Here is a 16,405-nt window from a genome sequence, read left to right as displayed (position 1 = left end):
ACAGAACGGCTATTGCATATTTTTAGCCGTTTTTCTGAGCTTCCAGCTCTTCCCAACGACTAAATGCCACTTCTAATGCCTGTTCAGCATCGGCCAAAGCTTTCAATACCTGCTGCGTCTCTTCATGTGGACGGGAGAAGAAATCAGCATGACCGACCTGAGCCTGTAACTCACTGATTTCATTTTCCAGCTTTTCCAACTGCTGCGGCAATTGGTCCAGCTCACGTTGCAGGTTATAGCTCAGCTTACCAGGGCGTTTCGCCGCGGGTGCCGCGCTTTTTACTGGCGCTGCAACTTTGGTTTCTTCCACTTTAGCCGCAACCTGACGAATAGGTTTTGCCTCAGCACGTTGTTGGTGAGCATCATAATACCCGCCAACAAAGCTGCTGATTTGCCCATTGCCTTCAAAGATCCAGCATTCTGTCACTGAGTTATCAACGAATTGGCGGTCATGGCTCACCAGTAACACGGTGCCCTGATAGCTATCTACCATTTCTTCCAACAGTTCCAGCGTTTCAACATCCAGATCGTTGGTCGGTTCATCGAGAATCAGTAAGTTACTTGGCTTAAGGAATAATTTAGCCAATAACAGGCGGTTACGTTCACCACCAGACAAGGCTTTTACTGGCGTCATTGCGCGTTTCGGGTGGAACAAGAAATCTTGCAGATAGCCCAGAACATGGCGTGAACGGCCATTGACCATCACTTCCTGCTTACCTTCCGCCAGGTTATCCATAACCGTGCGTTCTGGATCAAGTTCTGCACGATGCTGGTCAAAATAAGCCACTTCCAGCTTAGTACCGCAATGCACTTTGCCGCTGTCCGCTTTAAGCTGACCGAGCATCAGTTTCAGCAAGGTGGTTTTACCGCAACCGTTCGGGCCCACCAGCGCAATTTTATCGCCACGCTGGACTTGGGCGGTGAAATCTTTCACCAGCACTTTGCCATCAACCTGATAATTCACATTTTCCAGATCAAAGACAATTTTGCCCGAGCGTACAGTCTCTTCCACTTGCATCTTGGCGGTGCCCATCACTTCACGGCGCTGTGAGCGCTCCATCCGCAAGGCTTTTAGGGCGCGAACACGGCCCTCATTACGCGTGCGTCGTGCTTTGATGCCTTGGCGAATCCACACTTCTTCTTGCGCTAACTTGCGGTCAAACTCAGCATTTTGTAACTCTTCAACCCGCAATGCTTCTTCTTTGCTGGCAAGATACAGTTCGTAGTTACCCGGCCATGACACCAACTTACCGCGGTCCAGATCGACAATGCGAGTGGCCATTGCGCGGATAAAGGAGCGGTCATGGGAGATAAAGACAATGCTGCCCTGGAACTCTTTCAGGAAGCCTTCCAGCCAATTAATGGTTTCAATATCCAAATGGTTGGTCGGTTCATCCAGCAACAGCACTTTTGGTGAGCTTACCAGTGCGCGACCTAATGCCGCTTTCCGCAACCAACCACCAGACAGCGACGAAAGTTCGGCATCTGCCGATAAGCCCAATTGGACCAACACTTCCTGGATACGACTGTCTAATTGCCATAAGCCCTGATGGTCTAAAATTTCCTGCAATGCTGCCAGACGATTAAGGTTTTTCTCGCTCGGATCAAGTTCAACCTGATGCAACGTCGCGTGGTAAGCCTTCAGATGCTCTGCCTGTTCTTGTACGCCTTCAGCAACAAAATCAAACACCGTCCCGGCCACATTGCGTGGTGGATCTTGTTGCAGACGCGCGACAATCAAATCCTGTTCATAAGTGATGCGGCCATCATCCAAAGGAACTTCTTTGCTTAAGATTTTCAGCAGGGTGGATTTACCCGCACCATTACGGCCCACCAGACAAACACGCTCGTTTGCCTCAATATGTAATTCCGTATTATCTAATAAAGGTGCATCGCTGAACGACAGCCAAGCACCGGACATGCTAATTAACGACATAGTTTTTACTTTTCCTCGCTGGCGTGGGTGACCAGCCAACAGTTGTGGATCTGACGATTACGGGCAAAGTCTTCAGATTGCGTCTGCGCTGTGATTTCTTTCGCTTCCAGCCCCAACGCTGCTATACCGGCCAAATCCATCTGGAAACCACGCTTATTGTTAGAGAACATGATTGTCCCCTTACGGCGCAGTAACCGTTTAAGTTCTTTCATCAGCACTAAGTGGTCGCGCTGAACATCAAAGGTGGTCTCCATACGCTTGGAGTTGGAGAAGGTCGGTGGATCAATGAAGATCACATCGAATTGCTCATCGGTGTTACTGAGCCAAGAGAGGCAATCAGCTTGAATCAAGCGGTGCTGCTGACCTGTAAGGCCATTTGCTCGCAGGTTCTTCTCAGCCCATTCTAAATAAGTACGCGACATATCGACCGTGGTCGTACTACGCGCGCCACCCAGCCCTGCATGAACACTGGCAGTACCGGTATAGGCGAACAGGTTAAGGAAATCTTTACCCTGACTCATTTTACCCAGCATCTGACGGGCGATGCGGTGGTCAAGGAATAAGCCAGTATCGAGGTAATCAGTCAGGTTAACCCACAGCTTGGCGTTATATTCGCTCACCAGCAGGAACTCGCCCTTCTGTGCCAATTTTTCGTATTGATTTTTACCTTTCTGCCGTTCGCGTGTTTTCAACACCAGCTGATTTGACGGCAAATCCAGCACCGCCAAAGTGGCATTAATCACATCAAACAGGCGCTGACGCGCTTTTTGTGCATCAATGGTTTTCGGCGGCGCATATTCCTGCACCACAACTTTGCTACCGTAACGATCGACCGCCACGTTGTAATCTGGCAAGTCGGCATCATACAAGCGATAGCATTCAATACCCTGCTGCTTAGCCCACTTATCCAGTTTTTTCACATTCTTACGCAGACGGTTGGCATAATCCTCTGCCACTTGCACGCCGGCAGCACCCTGTGGATTCGCCGCCAACTGGTAGTTTTTCTGCACACAATCCAACGGGCCATTTTTGGCTTTGAATTCGCGCTCTGCACGTAACTGCAAGCAGCTCAGCAATTCAGGTGACGCGCTGAACAGTGACAAACGCCAGCCGCCGAAGGCACTTTTCATGATGCGGCCCAGCATATTGTGCAGGGCAATCAGCGCCGGTTCACTTTCCAGCCGCTCACCATAAGGCGGGTTACTGATAACCGTACCTACCGGCCCTTCGGGCAGTGGATTCACCAGCTTGCTGACATCATTGGCATTAAAGGTAATCAATTCTGATACCCCGGCACGGCGGGCGTTGGCCCGAGCCATCTCAATGACACGCCGGTCAATATCTGAGCCAAAGAAACGAGACGTTGTTTCTTGCAAGCCACGGCGAGCACGCACTTGTGCTTCGCTGGTTAACTCGCGCCACAGCTCTTCGTTGAATGCGCTCCAGGCAGTAAAGCCCCAATGTGCCCGATGCAAACCCGGTGCGCGATCAGAGGCCATCATGGCGGCTTCAATCAACAACGTACCGGAGCCGCACATTGGATCGACCATTGGCGTACCCAACTGCCAGCCTGAGCGCTGAATAATAGCCGCCGCCAAGTTTTCTTTTAATGGCGCCTGTCCGGTCAAGTCGCGATAACCGCGCTGATGCAGGCCTTCACCGCTAAGATCTAACGCCACACTGGCCATATCTCGTTGCAGGAACACATTGACCCGAATATCCGGTTGCTGCTTGGCCACCGTCGGGCGCTGATCCAGCTTGCGAGTAAAGCTATCGACAATGGCGTCTTTTACTTTTAATGCACCATACTGACTATTGCGGATCTCCTCATTCACGCCGCTAAAATGCACGGCAAATGTCTTGTCCACACCAAAGATTGACGGCCAGTCAATTGCCTGTACCCCAAGGTACAAGTCTAAGTCACTGTAAACTTTGAATTCGTTGAGCGGTAGCAAAATGCGCGAAGCCAAGCGGCTCCACAACAGGCTTTGGTACATGAGTCGATCGTCGCCCTGAAAATGTACCCCACCCTGCACTATTTTACAGTCGTGAGCGCCCAGCGCTTCGAGTTCGCTTTTTAACAGTTCTTCCAGTCCACGCGCCGTGCTGGCAAACAGAGAGTTCATATCGCACTATCACCAAAAAGAAAATTGTTGCGCATTATAGCTAATCCCAGCAGCTTGTCATAAAGTTGCTCCCTCTAATTTAATACTCGCACGGAGGCAATGGTGATTACCCTCTCCCGACTTTACGTTCATCCGGTGAAATCCATGCGCGGCTTGCAGCTTTCTCATGCTCAAGTTAGCAGCAGCGGACTGGCCTTTGACCGCGTATTTATGATTACCGAACCGGATGGCACTTTTATTACTGCGCGCCAATATCCGAAGATGGTCATGTTTACCCCGGCATTAATGCCAGACGGTCTGTACCTTACTGCCCCCGATGGCGAGAGCGCCAGTATCCGCTTTAATGATTTTTTAGCCAATGGGGAACCCACTGAAGTTTGGGGCAACCATTTTACCGCGTTAATTGCCCCACCCGCTATCAACAACTGGCTCAGTGACTATTTTCAGCGTGAAGTGCAATTGCGCTGGCTCGGAGCAGAATTAACCCGCCGGGTAAAACCGATGCCGGAAATTCCACTCTCCTTTGCTGATGGCTTCCCTTATTTACTCATTAATGAAGCATCATTTAAAGAATTACAGCAGCGCTGCCCCGGCAGTATTAAGCTGGAACAGTTCCGCCCCAATTTAGTGGTGACGGGGGCCAATGCCTTTGCTGAAGACAGTTGGCAGGTTATCCGAGTGGGGGATATTACCTTTGATTTGGTCAAACCATGCAGCCGCTGTGTATTAACCACAGTCAGCGTTGAACGTGGACGTAAACATCCTACAGGTGAACCTTTACAGACACTACAGACATTCCGAACCGCTGAAAATGGTGATATCGACTTTGGCCAAAATATGGTGGCCAGAAATAGCGGGATTATTCGGGTTGGGGATGAAGTCGAAATTCTGTCAACCAAACCGCCACGCCCCTATAGCGCTGGTGCCGTGGTTGAAAGCTTAGCCGCGCCGCAAGATCAATCCAAAACGCTGTCTATTGAATATAATGGCATCCGCTTTAATGGTAATAATCAGCAGGTATTATTAGAGCAATTGGAGCAACAAAATATTCGTATACCTTACTCTTGTCGGGCAGGGATATGTGGCAGTTGTCGAATTACATTAATCAATGGCGATGTCGCACCTTTAAAACAGAGTGCTATCGGTAATGACGGGACGATTCTTTGTTGCAGTTGTATCCCTAAAGGGGATATTACTCTCAGCGGTAAATAAGAGAATCCCGACTAACTTACGTCAGTAAGGTAGCCACCACAGCTGTAGCTTGAAAGATAATGGATATTACATCGCCCGGTCGTAGGCTGGCGCGGTGTACGTCTGTTCAATCACCAGCGGTAACAAACGATCATTCATTATCTTTATTGCGTCACCCAATACTAACTGACGCCCTGCTAATACCACCTGAGATTGTGCCAATAAACATAAGCTGGCAGAGTCGCCTGATTCAACCACCAATAAACTAATATCTTCACCGCTATCCAATACTTTTACTGTCGCCAGTTCAGCATTCTGTGGCAACCAAGCTTTTGGCTGTTGCGCAAAATACCAGCTTTTAGGCATTAAAGGTTTTAGAAAACGAAATGCAACCAAAGCATTTAATATCAATTCTGAACGTTGCTCATGGCCCATTTTAATTTGGCGGCACTGATCTTCAAATTCAAAATAAAGCGCGGCATCATCAACACAAAATGCGGAATCAGCAAAAGCATCAGGGGTTAACATTTTTGACGGGAAACGCGAGCGAAATATCATACCATTAGCTAAATCCAACATGAGTCGATCATGTTCGGTATCAAAATACCAACGCCATTTATCGTCTGGTTTAATCCGCATATTTTATCCTTCCCACTATTGCCGCCAACATCATTGACTCAATGAGCAAGATTTTCACCCGCCAAATGAGACTAAATTCAAATAAGGTTTTTGATGTATATTTAATCTATAGGAACAAAATATAGACGAGCTGGGGGAATAAATAAACCCCCAGGCAAGTAAAGAAGATAAATAATTAGATATGAGTAACGATATTCTTAATCAAACCTGGTCCACGGAAGATAAATCCGGAATAAATTTGAATCAATGAAGCACCCGCGGCCATTTTTTCACGAGCAGCGGTTACTGAGTCAATTCCACCCACACCGATAATAGGCAGACGCCCTTGTAGCTCTTGCGATAAACGACGAATCACTTCAGTACTGCGTAATTGTAATGGTCGGCCACTTAAACCACCGGCTTGTTCGCAATAATTTAATCCCTGAATGAGGGAACGATCTAAAGTTGTATTAGTGGCAATAACACCATCTATATTATGGCGAACCAAACTGTCAGCTATTTGGATCAATTCCTCTTCAGTAAGATCTGGCGCGATCTTTACTGCCACAGGAACATACTTATGGTGGCGCTGGTGTAATTCAGTTTGTTTATTTTTAATTGCAGCTAACAGATCGTCTAATGCTTCGCCATACTGTAAAGTTCGTAATCCCGGTGTATTTGGTGAAGAGATATTAATCGCAATATATCCAGCGTAAGGATAAATTTTATCCATACAAATCAAGTAATCGTCTTTACCTTGTTCTACGGGAGTATCTTTATTCTTGCCGATATTAATACCGAGAATACCGCCAAAATGTGATTTCTTAACGTTTTCAATTAAGTTATCAACGCCGTGATTATTAAATCCCATGCGGTTGATCAAACCTTCGGCTTCAACGATCCTAAAGAGTCTGGGTTTATCATTACCTGACTGCGGCCGTGGTGTCACAGTCCCTACTTCGATAAAACCAAACCCCATTGCCCCCAGAGCATCAATACACTCACCGTCTTTATCCAGACCCGCAGCCAAGCCGAGTGGATTTTTGAATGACAATCCCATACAACTTACCGGTTTAGTTGGCACCGACTGACGTACCAAAAACTCAAGCGGTGTGCCGGTAATTCGTTTTAGCTGGCGGAAAGTAAACTCATGGGCACGTTCTGGATCAAGCTGAAAGAGTGCTTTTTTGACGAGAGGATAGTACATGTAATCTCCTGAGCGAGCGATGACAAGCCGTTGATGCGGGAATGGTAAATTCATCTTTCAGGAAAGTAAACGTTTGCGAAGTAAAGCCATGGAAAGAATAGTGGTATTGCAGAGTGGGTCAGTCATGAATAGAGGGCACAACTGCCCTCTATTCATTATGCAAAAACAGCTTATGCCGCTAATGCCTTGGTGATTTTCTCGTACAGGTCACCTGATAAGTTTTCCAGCATTTTCAACTGTTCCAATGCCTGACGCATCAGAGCTTGACGCCCTGAATCATAGCGTTTCAAACGAATCAGTGGCTCAATCAAACGAGCAGCAACCTGTGGGTTACGGGTATTCAAGTCACTGAGGATTTCCACCAGGAATTGATAACCGCTGCCATCAGTGGCATGGAAGGCCGCTGGGTTGCCGGAAGCAAAACTACCAATCAATGAGCGAGTACGGTTTGGATTACTCAAACTAAACGCCGGATGCTTAAGCAACCCGCGAACTTGCGCCAAAACATCCACCGCCGGGCTGGTTGCTTGCAGAGCAAACCATTTATCCATCACCAGACCGTCATGGTTCCAGCGCACATCAAAGGCGGCCAGTAACTCGTCCCGGCATGGCAGTTGTGCCGCCACTGATGCGGCTAATGCGGCCAGCGAGTCAGTCATATTATCGGCTTGATGATATTGCGAAGAGACCAGTTTATTAGCAAACTCGGCATCACCAAACGCCAGATAATTCAAGCAGGTATTACGCAAGGCACGCTTGGCTATATCACTGTGCTCAATACGATAGACTGGAGTGATATTCGCCACATAGACAGCCAACAGTTCATCGGACAACTCTTGGGCCAGGCAACGGGTAATCGCCTCATGCACCGCACTGATCGCCTGCGGATCAATAGTGGTAAACAGCTCAGCAATTTCATTTTCTGATGGCAATGTCAGAATCTGTGCAGCTAAAGCAGGATCAAGATTTTCATCAAGCAATATTGCACGGAAAGCATCGGCCACGTGATTAGGTAAACTCAACGGCTGTTTCTGCTGGTATTTAGCAACATTAAGCTTGATATACGTTGCCAACAAGCTCTGTGCTGCATCCCAACGAGAGAATTCATTGCGCGCATGCTGCATCAGGAAAGTCAGTTGCTGGTCACTGTAGGTGTAATCCAGTTTAACCGGTGCGGAGAACTCACGCAGCAGAGAGGGGATCGGCGTATGTTCAACATTATCAAAGGTAAAAGTCTGTTCCGCTTCTGTCACATTCAGGACGTGATGAACTGGCAAGCCATTTCTCTGTAACGGAATAACATTGCCTTTGCTGTCATATAACTCAATATCCAATGGGATATGTAATGGCAGTTTTTCCGGCTGGTCGGGGGTTGGTAATGTTTTCTGACTCACATGCAGATGATATTGCTGTTTTTCCGCATCATAATCATCACGTACCGTCAGGATTGGCGTACCCGATTGGCTATACCAGCGGCGGAATAAAGATAAATCGACATTTGATGCATCTTCCATGGCCTGGACAAAATCATCACAGGTTGCGGCGCTGCCATCGTGGCGCTCAAAATAGAGTTGCATACCCGCCTGGAATTGCTGTTCACCCAGTAATGTATGCATCATGCGGATAACTTCTGAACCTTTCTCGTACACCGTCAAGGTATAGAAGTTGTTCATCTCGATAACTTTATCGGGCCGAATAGCATGAGCCATTGGGCTGGCATCTTCTGCAAACTGTGCCGCGCGCATGACACGCACATTTTCAATGCGATTAACCGAACGCGACCCTAAATCAGAGCTGAATTCCTGATCACGGAATACTGTTAGCCCCTCTTTCAAACTTAACTGGAACCAATCGCGACACGTCACGCGGTTACCAGTCCAGTTATGGAAATATTCATGGCCAATAACCGCTTCAATATTCAGATAGTCTTTATCTGTCGCTGTTTCTGCTTTTGCCAGAACATATTTTGAGTTAAATACATTCAACCCTTTATTTTCCATGGCGCCCATATTGAAGAAATCAACCGCAACAATCATATAAATGTCTAGGTCATATTCCAGACCAAAACGGGTCTCATCCCATTTCATGGAATTCTTCAACGAGGTCATCGCCCAATCAGCACGATCCAAATTGCCACGGTCAACAAACAACTCCAGCGCAACTTCTCGACCAGAACGAGTAATGAATTTATCGCGTAAAACATCAAAATCACCGGCGACCAAAGCAAATAGGTAGCAAGGTTTTGGGAATGGGTCTTCCCATTTAACCCAATGGCGACCATCGTCTAAAGTGCCTTTCCCCACCGGATTACCGTTGGAGAGTAAATAAGGATAAAGCGTTTTATCGGCAACAATCCGCGTAGTAAAACGCGCCAGCACATCAGGGCGGTCTAAATAATAGGTAATATGACGAAAACCTTCGGCTTCACACTGGGTACACAATGCTTCGCCGGAAAGATATAACCCTTCAAGCGCACTGTTGGTTGCAGGATGAATATCATTAACAATTGTCAGTGTGAAATTCGCCGGCAGTTGTTCGATGACCAGCACGTTATCCTGTAGCTGATAATGTGGCCAGGCTTGCCCATCAACACTGAGACTCATTAATGTGAGATCTTCACCATTTAAAATCAGCGGTGCGCCATCTGTTCCCTGACGTTTTACTTTACTGACCGCCGTTACCGTCGTTTTTTGTGCATCTAGCGCGAAGTCCAGACTGATATCGGTGATAGTGTAATCCGGCGATTTATAATCGTGACGGTATTTAGCTTGCGGCTGTTGTGTCATAGAAACCCTTTTGACGTCATCAGTGAATATGATTACCAGGTCTGCAATTATGGTTGTTGGGGCTCAAAAACATTAGATTAAAAACAATAATGTTTGAGTGAAAACCAATAATTTTGGGTTAAAAACAAGGCTGCCAGTGGCTTTGACCCCAGACTCAGATAGCTTTTCAATGTATCACAATTGCAAAAAAATCCCAGTTGAGAACCTATGCTATTGCGGCAAATTCTGTATCGAACAAAAAGCAGCCTGCACATTAATAAAATTAAACCCAGATAAGCAGATACTCACTTAATCACCACCACAACCCCACGTCTTTGTCTGGCCTAAAAATAGCCAGCAAATCTATAAAAGAACACCAAGCCAGCTAGCCCTCCTTTAGTTACCTCTTATTAAAATTTTGCCTCGTTTTGACTAAAATTAAATAATTGTTAAGAAATGCAAATATGATGACCGGGAAATGTGCAAGATGCATTTCCCCATCGTAGACATAAAAACTTACGCTTTGTCGATATTCTACTCAAGTTAATAACCCTATATTTTTTAAGATAATATTCCTCTCTGAACATCTAAATACCTAAAAAGTTAGCTTTTATCTCATGACACATTTAAGAAAAGAGCGACTTCGCTGATAATGGCACGTTTAATCCTAGACCTCTGATTAGCATTTATGGTGTGATGAGGCTTCAATAACAGGATAATACCGGTATACTCCTGCAACTTTTAGATTATGCCGACTGTGGAAAATGCTCCTACGAGGATGCTGTATAGCGCCATGACCCAAGACGCCTCACCGATTTTGACTTCATTGCTTGATACGGATGCTTATAAGCTCCATATGCAACAAGCAGTGTTCCATCGTTATCGCCATATTACCGTTGCTGCGGAGTTTCGCTGCCGTGGTGATGAGCTGTTGGGCGAATATGCTGACGAAATCCGCCATCAAATAACATTGATGAGCCAATTGGCATTGACCGATGATGAGTTTATCTATCTTTCAAGTTTACCCTTCTTTCAGGATGACTATCTGAATTGGCTGCGGGATTTTCGTTTTAATCCCGAGCAAGTCAGCGTATTAAATAAGGAAGGGAAATTAGATATTCGCATTACCGGGCTGTGGTGTGAAACGATTCTATGGGAAGTGCCATTACTGGCAGTAATCAGTGAAATCGTACATCACCGTCGTTCTGTACATGTCACCGCCGCTCAAGCCGTCAAGCAATTGCGTAGTAAACTTCAGCAATTTAAAGCGCTGAGTGCTGATATCGATATTACTCACTTCAAATTAATGGACTTTGGTACACGCCGTCGTTTCTCACGCGAGATACAACATGCCATTGTTAGCAGCTTAAAAGACGAGTTCCCCTATCTGGTCGGCACCAGTAATTATGATTTAGCGCGCGAGTTATCTTTAACGCCGGTTGGCACTCAGGCCCATGAATGGTTCCAGGCTCACCAGCAGATAAGCCCGGTTCTGGCCAACAGCCAACGCGTGGCGCTGCAAGTTTGGCTAGATGAATATCCCGATCAACTTGGGGTCGCATTAACCGACTGCATTACCATGGATGCTTTCCTGCGCGATTTTGACGAGACATTCGCTAAGCGCTATCAGGGATTGCGCCATGACTCGGGTGATCCGGTCGAATGGGGTGAAAAAGCTATCGCTCATTATGAAAAACTGGGTATTGACCCTATGAGCAAGACGCTGGTGTTCTCTGATAATTTAGACTTGGAAAAAGCGCTGTCGCTATATCGCCATTTCTATCAGCGGATTAAATTGGTGTTTGGTATTGGTACCCGCCTAACCTGCGATATTCCCGGTGTCAAACCACTTAATATTGTTATTAAGCTGGTCGAATGTAACGATAAACCCGTCGCTAAGCTTTCTGATAGCCCTGGTAAAACTATTTGCCACGACCCGGCTTTTGTTGATGAATTACGTGAAGCATTCGCTCTGCCGCTGGTTAAGAAAGCCAGTTAGCATATTGCTCATGGGTTTATAAATAGCTGGGCTCATTCTGCCCGGCTATTCATATCACCGACACCTTTTGTCTCCTCATCATTGCCTCTATTAAACTCTATCCCGATTTATGCCGTCTTTATTTAAGCTAACCCTAGAAATGTTGCACCGATTTGGTGATTTCTACTTGTGTCCTGCACTGCCACAAGTAACATAGCAATATCCCCATTTTGTTGGGTTATTAACTATTTCTATAAAACTATTTATTAAAGAGAGAAATCTATGAGCGTAGTGCCTGTAGTCGACGTACTGCAAGGCCGTGCTGCGGTTGACAGTGAAGTCACCGTACGCGGTTGGGTGCGTACCCGGAGAGATTCTAAAGCGGGTATCTCCTTCGTTGCCGTTTATGACGGTTCCTGCTTTGACCCGTTACAGGCCGTCGCGAATAATACTTTGCCGAATTATCAGGATGAAGTGCTGCATCTGACTACCGGCTGTTCTGTAGAAGTCACCGGAACGGTAGTTGCATCACCGGGTGAAGGCCAAAGTTTTGAAATTCAGGCCACGGCTATTAAAGTCGTCGGTTGGGTCGATGATCCCGATACCTACCCAATGGCAGCAAAACGTCACAGCATCGAGTATCTCCGTGAGGTCGCGCACTTGCGTCCACGGACTAACTTAATCGGCGCGGTTGCTCGCGTTCGCCATACCTTGGCGCAAGCTATTCACCGTTTCTTCGATGAGAATGGCTATTTCTGGGTTTCTACCCCACTAATCACCGCCTCAGATACCGAAGGTGCTGGCGAAATGTTCCGTGTATCCACATTGGATCTGGAAAATTTGCCACGCACAGATACCGGTGCTGTCGATTTCAGCGAAGACTTTTTCGGTAAAGAAGCTTTCCTGACAGTATCCGGTCAGTTGAATGGTGAAACCTACGCTTGTGCGTTATCCAAAGTTTACACTTTCGGCCCAACTTTCCGGGCAGAGAACTCCAATACCAGCCGTCATTTGGCTGAATTCTGGATGGTAGAGCCTGAAGTGGCTTTTGCTTCCTTAGATGATGTCGCCGGTTTGGCTGAGAAAATGTTGAAATACGTTTTCCAGGCAGTACTGAACGAACGTGCTGATGACATGAAATTCTTTGCCGAGCGCGTAGATAAAGATGCTGTAGATCGCTTACAGCGTTTTGTGACTTCTGACTTTGCTCAGGTTGACTATACCGACGCCATTGAAATCTTGCTGGCATCGGGCCAGAAATTTGAAAATGATGTGTCTTGGGGTATTGATTTGTCTTCTGAGCATGAGCGCTATTTAGCTGAGAAACACTTTAAAGCGCCGCTAGTGGTTAAAAACTACCCGAAAGATATCAAAGCTTTCTATATGCGGATGAATGAAGATGGTAAAACCGTAGCCGCGATGGATGTCCTTGCCCCGGGTATCGGCGAAATCATCGGTGGCTCACAGCGTGAAGAACGTTTAGATGTGCTGGATGCACGTCTGGCAGAAATGGGCCTCAATAAAGAAGATTATTGGTGGTATCGTGACCTTCGTCGCTATGGCACAGTGCCACATTCAGGTTTTGGCCTTGGATTTGAGCGTTTAATCTCCTATGTAACAGGAGTTCAAAACGTTCGCGATGTTATTCCATTCCCTCGCACACCGAGAAATGCCAGCTTCTAAGTTTATCATTTAGAAAAAATTTGTATTTTTGTATAAAAAAAAGCCAGCTCAGCTGGCTTTTGTCATTTTTTAAAGTTCGATCTAAGTCACAAAGTTCCCTGATATTTACATTTAGTAACACATAGTTTCCCAATGAAACATATTCAGGTAATTGGTAGCATTTTCGGTGTGGATTATAGGGCCGGTGAATGGAACACTGCGTTCAGACACAGACGACACCAAACTCTCAACAATAGTTCCAAAAAAATTATTGGCGGCAGTGGCAGGTGTCCGAATAAAACCAATGAGGGTAATAATAATGATGAAGCGCAATATTCTTGCAGTAGTAATCCCAGCATTGTTAGTAGCTGGCGCAGCTAATGCAGCAGAAATCTACAACAAAGACGGCAACAAACTTGACCTGTACGGTAAAGTTGACGCGCGTCACCAGTTCTCTGACAACGCTGGCCAAGACGGCGACGAATCTTATGTTCGTTTTGGCTTCAAAGGTGAAACCCAAATTACCGACCAACTGACCGGTTACGGCCAGTGGGAATACAACGTTCAGGCTAACCACGCTGAATCTCAAGGCGACAAAGGCAACAAAACCCGTCTGGGCTTTGCTGGTCTGAAATTTGCTGAGTTCGGTTCATTCGACTACGGCCGTAACTACGGCGTAATCTATGACGTCAACGCATGGACTGACATGCTGCCAGTGTTCGGTGGTGATTCAATCTCCAACTCTGACAACTACATGACTGGTCGTTCTACTGGCCTGGCTACTTACCGTAACACCAACTTCTTCGGTCTGGTTGACGGTCTGAACTTTGCTCTGCAATACCAAGGCAAAAACCAGAATGACCGCGCTGGTTCTATTGACCCAGTAACTGGTGTTTACACTGGTGCTAACCTGAAAGACCAGAATGGCGACGGCTTCGGTATCTCTTCAACTTATGATATCGGTTACGGCGTGAACTTCGGTGCTGGTTTCTCTACTGCAAACCGTACTAACGAACAGAAAGCATTCAGCACCGCTGAAGGCGAAAAAGCTCAGGCATGGAACGTTGGTGCTAAATACGACGCAAACAACGTATACCTGGCTGTAATGTACGCAGAAACTCAAAACCTGACTCCATACGGCGACTCTAGCAACACCATCGCTAACAAGACTCGTGATATTGAAATCACTGCACAGTACCAATTCGACTTCGGTCTGCGTCCATCTTTAGGCTACGTTCAGTCTAAAGGGAAAGATCTTAACACGAATGGCGATAACCAAGACCTGTTGAAATATGTTTCTGTTGGTTCTTACTACTACTTCAACAAAAACATGTCTACCTATGTTGATTACAAAATCAACTTGCTGGACGAAAACGACTTTACCCGTGCTAACGGTCTGAACACAGACGACGTTGTTGGTGTTGGCTTGGTTTACCAGTTCTAAGTTAAACTTAATCACGCAATTTATCTGCTGACGTAAGTTGAAAAAAAGACAGGGCCTCGGCTCTGTCTTTTTGTTTTCCCCTTAGTCAATCTAGGGATATTACGCTGCTGATTGACCTATTCTGCCGATTTTTCACCCTGAATCCCCCCGCCTCACAACATTCATTTCTTTTTCTCGCAAACGGTTGGCAAAGACCGCAACTGGCGCTACCCTGATGGTTCTGTTTGCTTAACGCTAAGCCATGGAAGCCTCTGACATGTTTGAAAAAATCACTGCTGCACCTGCGGACCCAATTCTGGGCCTGACCGATATTTTCCGCGCGGATGACCGCCCTAATAAAATCAACCTGGGGATCGGTGTCTACAAAGACGAAACCGGGAAGACGCCGGTGCTGACCAGCGTAAAAAAAGCTGAGCAGTATTTGCTGGAAAATGAAGTTACCAAAAACTATCTGGGCATTGATGGCCTGCCCGTTTTCGCCAGTTGTACTCAGGAACTGCTGTTCGGTACCAATAGCGCGATCATTACTGATAAGCGCGCGCGTACTGCTCAAACGCCTGGTGGTACTGGTGGATTACGTATCGCCGCTGACTTTATTGCCCACCAAACCAGCGCCAAACGTGTCTGGGTCAGCAATCCAAGCTGGCCAAACCATAAAAACATCTTCGCTGCTGCTGGATTAGAAGTTGTTGAATATGCCTATTATGACGCTGCAAACCATGCGCTGGACTTCGATGGCCTATTAAGTAGCCTGTCAGAAGCCCAAGCGGGCGATGTCGTGCTATTCCATGGCTGCTGCCATAACCCAACAGGTATCGATCCAACAGAAGCCCAGTGGAGCCAATTAGCTGAGCTGTCTGTAGCCAAAGGTTGGCTGCCGCTGTTTGACTTCGCTTATCAAGGTTTTGCCAAAGGTTTGGAAGAAGATGCCCAAGGTTTGCGTATTTTTGCCGCGAAGCATCAAGAACTGATTGTTTGTAGTTCTTACTCCAAAAACTTCGGCCTGTATAATGAGCGCGTTGGTGCTTGTACTGTTGTTGCCGCAAGCAGTGAAATAGCCGATATTGCTTTCAGTCAGGTTAAAGCTGTTATCCGTGCCAACTACTCTAACCCTCCTGCTCATGGTGCTTCTGTGGTTGCGACCATACTCAGCACCCCTGCGCTACGCGCAATTTGGGAACAAGAACTGACTGACATGCGCCAACGCATTCATCGTATGCGTCAGTTGTTTGTGAATACCTTGCAGGAAAAAGGCGCTCAGCAAGATTTTAGCTTTATCATTAACCAGAACGGCATGTTCTCGTTCAGCGGTCTGACTAAAGAACAAGTTCTGCGTCTGCGCAATGAGTTTGCTGTTTACGCCGTAAACTCTGGCCGTGTTAACGTTGCCGGCATGACACCAGACAATATGGCACCACTGTGTGAAGCCATCGTTGCCGTGCTCTGATTAAGTGGTAATGACTCACGGTAAAAGGGTG

At 46.7% G+C, this 16,405-nt stretch carries 10 protein-coding genes; 5 read left to right on the top strand and 5 right to left on the bottom strand.

Annotated features, from left to right (window positions below; genetic code table 11):
* Nucleotides 1–22 precede the first annotated feature (22 nt).
* Together FTA96_RS16120 and rlmKL are read right to left on the bottom strand one after the other, a co-directional pair.
* Nucleotides 23–1,936, bottom strand: a complete 1,914-nt coding sequence (locus FTA96_RS16120; protein ID WP_050106331.1) for an ABC transporter ATP-binding protein — start codon at nt 1,934–1,936, stop codon at nt 23–25.
* A gap of 5 nt (nt 1,937–1,941) precedes the next feature.
* On the bottom strand, nt 1,942–4,062 hold the full coding sequence (gene rlmKL, locus FTA96_RS16115) for a bifunctional 23S rRNA (guanine(2069)-N(7))-methyltransferase RlmK/23S rRNA (guanine(2445)-N(2))-methyltransferase RlmL (protein WP_050121013.1): 2,121 nt from the start codon (nt 4,060–4,062) through the stop codon (nt 1,942–1,944).
* 99 nt (nt 4,063–4,161) lie between these two features.
* Between rlmKL and FTA96_RS16110 the strand changes: the two genes are divergently transcribed.
* Nucleotides 4,162–5,274 carry a YcbX family protein gene (locus FTA96_RS16110; protein WP_074007847.1) on the top strand — a complete coding sequence of 371 codons (1,113 nt, stop codon included), beginning with the start codon at nt 4,162–4,164 and terminating at the stop codon, nt 5,272–5,274.
* A 66-nt stretch (nt 5,275–5,340) separates the two neighbouring features.
* On the opposite strand, the gene FTA96_RS16105 is transcribed toward FTA96_RS16110, so the two are convergent.
* From FTA96_RS16105 to pepN, 3 genes are all read right to left on the bottom strand, one after another.
* Nucleotides 5,341–5,892: a cell division protein ZapC gene (locus tag FTA96_RS16105; protein ID WP_004709973.1), complete on the bottom strand. Its 552-nt coding sequence runs from the start codon at nt 5,890–5,892 to the stop codon at nt 5,341–5,343.
* 175 nt (nt 5,893–6,067) lie between these two features.
* Nucleotides 6,068–7,078, bottom strand: coding sequence for a quinone-dependent dihydroorotate dehydrogenase (pyrD, locus tag FTA96_RS16100; RefSeq protein WP_050106328.1), 1,011 nt, complete (start codon nt 7,076–7,078; stop codon nt 6,068–6,070).
* A 170-nt stretch (nt 7,079–7,248) separates the two neighbouring features.
* Nucleotides 7,249–9,864 (bottom strand): aminopeptidase N, encoded by a 2,616-nt coding sequence (gene pepN, locus FTA96_RS16095; protein WP_145505828.1) that lies wholly within the window; start codon nt 9,862–9,864, stop codon nt 7,249–7,251.
* Between the two features lie 772 nt (nt 9,865–10,636).
* Between pepN and pncB the strand changes: the two genes are divergently transcribed.
* The 4 genes from pncB to FTA96_RS16075 all read left to right on the top strand — a co-directional run bounded on the left by pncB (nt 10,637) and on the right by FTA96_RS16075 (nt 16,374).
* A complete protein-coding gene (pncB, locus tag FTA96_RS16090; protein ID WP_050147314.1) occupies nt 10,637–11,842 on the top strand; it encodes a nicotinate phosphoribosyltransferase in 1,206 nt (401 codons plus the stop codon).
* Nucleotides 11,843–12,103: 261 nt separating this feature from the next.
* Nucleotides 12,104–13,504 carry an asparagine--tRNA ligase gene (asnS, locus tag FTA96_RS16085; RefSeq protein WP_145574307.1) on the top strand — a complete coding sequence of 467 codons (1,401 nt, stop codon included), beginning with the start codon at nt 12,104–12,106 and terminating at the stop codon, nt 13,502–13,504.
* Nucleotides 13,505–13,805: 301 nt separating this feature from the next.
* Nucleotides 13,806–14,927 (top strand): porin OmpF, encoded by a 1,122-nt coding sequence (gene ompF / locus FTA96_RS16080; protein WP_179210442.1) that lies wholly within the window; start codon nt 13,806–13,808, stop codon nt 14,925–14,927.
* A 256-nt stretch (nt 14,928–15,183) separates the two neighbouring features.
* Entirely contained in the window at nt 15,184–16,374 is a 1,191-nt protein-coding gene (locus FTA96_RS16075; protein WP_050121007.1) for an amino acid aminotransferase, read from the top strand.
* Nucleotides 16,375–16,405: the final 31 nt, after the last annotated feature.

This window comes from Yersinia alsatica (assembly GCF_902170305.1).
Classification (GTDB): Bacteria; Pseudomonadota; Gammaproteobacteria; order Enterobacterales; family Enterobacteriaceae; genus Yersinia; species Yersinia alsatica.
Note: the sequence above shows the minus strand (reverse complement) of the source record. Positions and strands in the feature narration are given on the sequence as shown.